The 2,977-nt window shown below is 49.3% G+C and carries 1 protein-coding gene and 1 pseudogene; one reads left to right on the top strand and one right to left on the bottom strand.

Annotated elements, in window-relative coordinates; all coding sequences use genetic code 11:
* Nucleotides 1–321 precede the first annotated feature (321 nt).
* Complete coding sequence (locus Q0095_RS05660; protein ID WP_297882169.1) at nt 322–996, bottom strand: tetratricopeptide repeat protein; 675 nt, start codon at nt 994–996, stop codon at nt 322–324.
* Nucleotides 997–1,184: 188 nt separating this feature from the next.
* On the opposite strand from Q0095_RS05660, the pseudogene murI reads away from it, so the two are divergent.
* Nucleotides 1,185–1,886: pseudogene (gene murI, locus Q0095_RS10275) on the top strand (glutamate racemase); the annotation flags it as partial.
* Nucleotides 1,887–2,977 lie beyond the last annotated feature (1,091 nt).

Genomic DNA, 2,977 nt, shown 5'->3' with positions numbered 1-2,977 from the left:
ATCAAAATCGCGCTGGAACTCAAGAAAGGAAAATAACGAAGCGTATAAGGTCTCCATAATCCTAACTTAAAATTTTGCTGCGTGCCAATCTATGCTTTTAGCACGCATTTGCTTATGACAAATCTGCCTCTTTATTTTAGTGCTTTGCTCGCGCCAAAATCTGTGCAGGATCCGTGTAAATTTACGCTAAATTCTGTCGTATATCGCCCGACTAATTTAAAATTTTATCGTCGCTTTAAATTTGCTTGCGTTTTAAATTTAAACGCGGCGGGATTTTAAGCCGCAGCCGACGCGTAATTGTACCGGCTACAGCTCGGCGCGCTATTTTAGCAGCTCATACATATCGCAGGATTTTTGCCAAGTTTCTTTAAACTCGGGCAGATTCTTAAAAAGAGAATTTTTATTTTTGCCTAGATCGCAAGCTTTTTTAAAGTATTGCGCGGCTTTGCTTTTATCGTTAATGTTGTAGTTAAAAACCGCAAAATTGTAGCAATTCAGTAATTCGCCTGCTACGTCGCAACCTTTTTTATAATAAACCGCCGCTCTCATTTCATCCTTTTTTACGCCCTTTCCTTTGTCGTACATATCTGCTAACATACTGCACGATAGTTCTTCTCCTCCGTCACAAGCCTTGTCATAATAGGTTATCCCTTTTGATATATCTTTTTCGACGTCGACCCCGAGACTATATTTGATCCCCAATAATCCGCAACAAATAGTGCATTTGGCGTTACAATTTTTTTCAAGATACCTGATGCCTTTTTTAGAATCTTCTTGCATTATAATTTCTGACACTGAAAGGCACCCTTCCTCACATCCACCATTGCAAGCTTTTTCAAACAGTTTAAACGACGTAGCATTGTCTTCGCATAATAAGCCGGCTTTGTAGCAAGACTCCATATTGCCGCCTTTGCATTCCTTCTCTAGCGTCTCAAGCTCGGACGCTCCTAACGCAAAGCAGGCGATAAGCGCCAACGCAAATAGCGATTTTTTCATTTAGTATCCTTTCTGGGTAAAATTTGGCTAATTCTACCCCCCCCCCTGAGAAATTGATTAAATTTGCCGCGAATTTTAATAGGGTAGCGAGAATTCCGACCGCGGATCCGCTAAGCCCGCTCAAAATTTAAATTTTACTTGAATTAAGCTATAATCCCTTTTTTAAAATTTAACCTTGGACTAAGAATTTGAAAATAGCGTTTTTTGACTCGGGTATCGGCGGGCTAAGCGTGCTTGCCGAGGCTTTGCGGCGGTTTAGCGGGGCGGAGTTTTTGTATTTTGCCGACGAGGATCACGTCCCTTACGGCACGAAAAGCAGGGCCGAGATCGTGCGCCTGAGCCTTGATGCGGTGGGGTTTTTGGTCTCGCGCGGCGCGGACGCGGTCGTCGTTGCTTGCAACACCGCCACTAGCGCGGCTATCTCGGAGCTTCGCGGCGCATTTAGCGTGCCGGTTATCGGCATGGAGCCCGCCGTCAAGCTCGCCGCGGACAGCTTCGGCGCGCGCCCGACGCTGCTCATCGCCACGCCGCTAACGATCGCGGGTGAAAAGCTCGCGCGCCTCGTTGGGCGGCTGGAGTGCGAGACGTGGAGCCTGGCGTTACCGCGCCTCGTGGAGTTTGCGCAGGATTTGGAGTTTGACTCACCCGCGGTTCGAGCCTATCTGCGGGAGGAGCTCGGTAAATTTGAGCTTGAGCGCCTCGGTTCGCTCGTGCTTGGTTGCACGCATTTTAACTATTTTAAGGACGTTTTGCGCGAAATTTTGCCTCCGCACGTGCGCATCATCGACGGCATCGACGGCACGCTAAATCGCCTTGCAAGCGAGCTGGGCGGAGGGCTAAAGCTTGCGCGCGGCGAGGACTTGCCCTCGCGGGCGGCTAAATTTAACGCGAGCAGCGAGAGCATAAAAGGCAAGAACAAGCGGGGCGTAGAAGGTCGCGATAATAGCAGCGGTGGGCGCGGCACAGAAAGTTACGGCGAGAGCAAGCCCGATATGATAGAGCAAGGTATGAGCGGACTTCGTGCAGTGTCGTGCGGCGCCAGAAAAAACGGCGCAGTGGGGTATGATGAGTTTTCTAACGCGGATGAGCGCGGCTTCGGCATGGATACTTCGCGCGACATAAAATCGCAGGTTTGTGCGGATAAATTTGACGCAGACGGTGATATAAAATTTAGCGCAAATTCGCAAACGGGCGAACTTGATGCCCGCGAGCGCGACGGCAGGCTGACAGGCGATGCGCACGGCGTAGAGCAGTGCGACGAAGACAAATGCCGCATGTCGCCACGCGCCGTAAATGCGAATTCACAGCTCAAGCTTTATTCTCGAGGCGGCGCGGATTTGTCCTTAGAATTTGAGCCGCGAAGCGAAGAGGCGGGTATTTCGCGAGTGAATTATCCAAACGGCAACAGCGTGGAGTATTTTTACTCGGGCAGGGCGCTAGATGCGGCGCAGCTGCGCAAAGTAGAACTGTTTTTAAAGCGGCTCGATGCGATGCGAGCAATCGACTAGGCTACGCGCCCGTGCGTCGTAGATCCGTAGCGCAGGTTAGAATTCCAGTGCGTCATAAATCACGTCAAATTAAAATTCCTGTTCATCGCGGATCGCACTGCGCGACTTAAAATTTAGATACGTGGTGGATTGCTCTGCGCAAGTTAAAATTTTGATACGCTATAAATCGCAATGCAAATTAAAATTTCGGCGCGTCGTAATGCAGACTAAAATTTCGGCGGGCTAAATTCGTCGTTTCGTAAATCGCGCCGCATAGACTAAAATTTTGGCGCGCTAAAATTTAACTCGGCGATTTAGAAGCAGCTTCGCAACAGCATGTGAGCAATGGCACCTAGCCGTCGTCCGATGCGCGAAAGTTAAAATTTTACGGGGTAAATGCTGCCTTCCCGCCGCCCAGCACGCAAATTTAAGATTTAACGCACAACGCCACCGTACGACTTGAAACCGCATAGCGCAAGCCAAGCGCCGCCGTT

The sequence above is a fragment of the uncultured Campylobacter sp. genome, assembly GCF_938045535.1.
In the GTDB taxonomy this organism is placed as follows: domain Bacteria; phylum Campylobacterota; class Campylobacteria; order Campylobacterales; family Campylobacteraceae; genus Campylobacter_B.
This window is presented reverse-complemented; position numbering and strand designations above follow the sequence as displayed.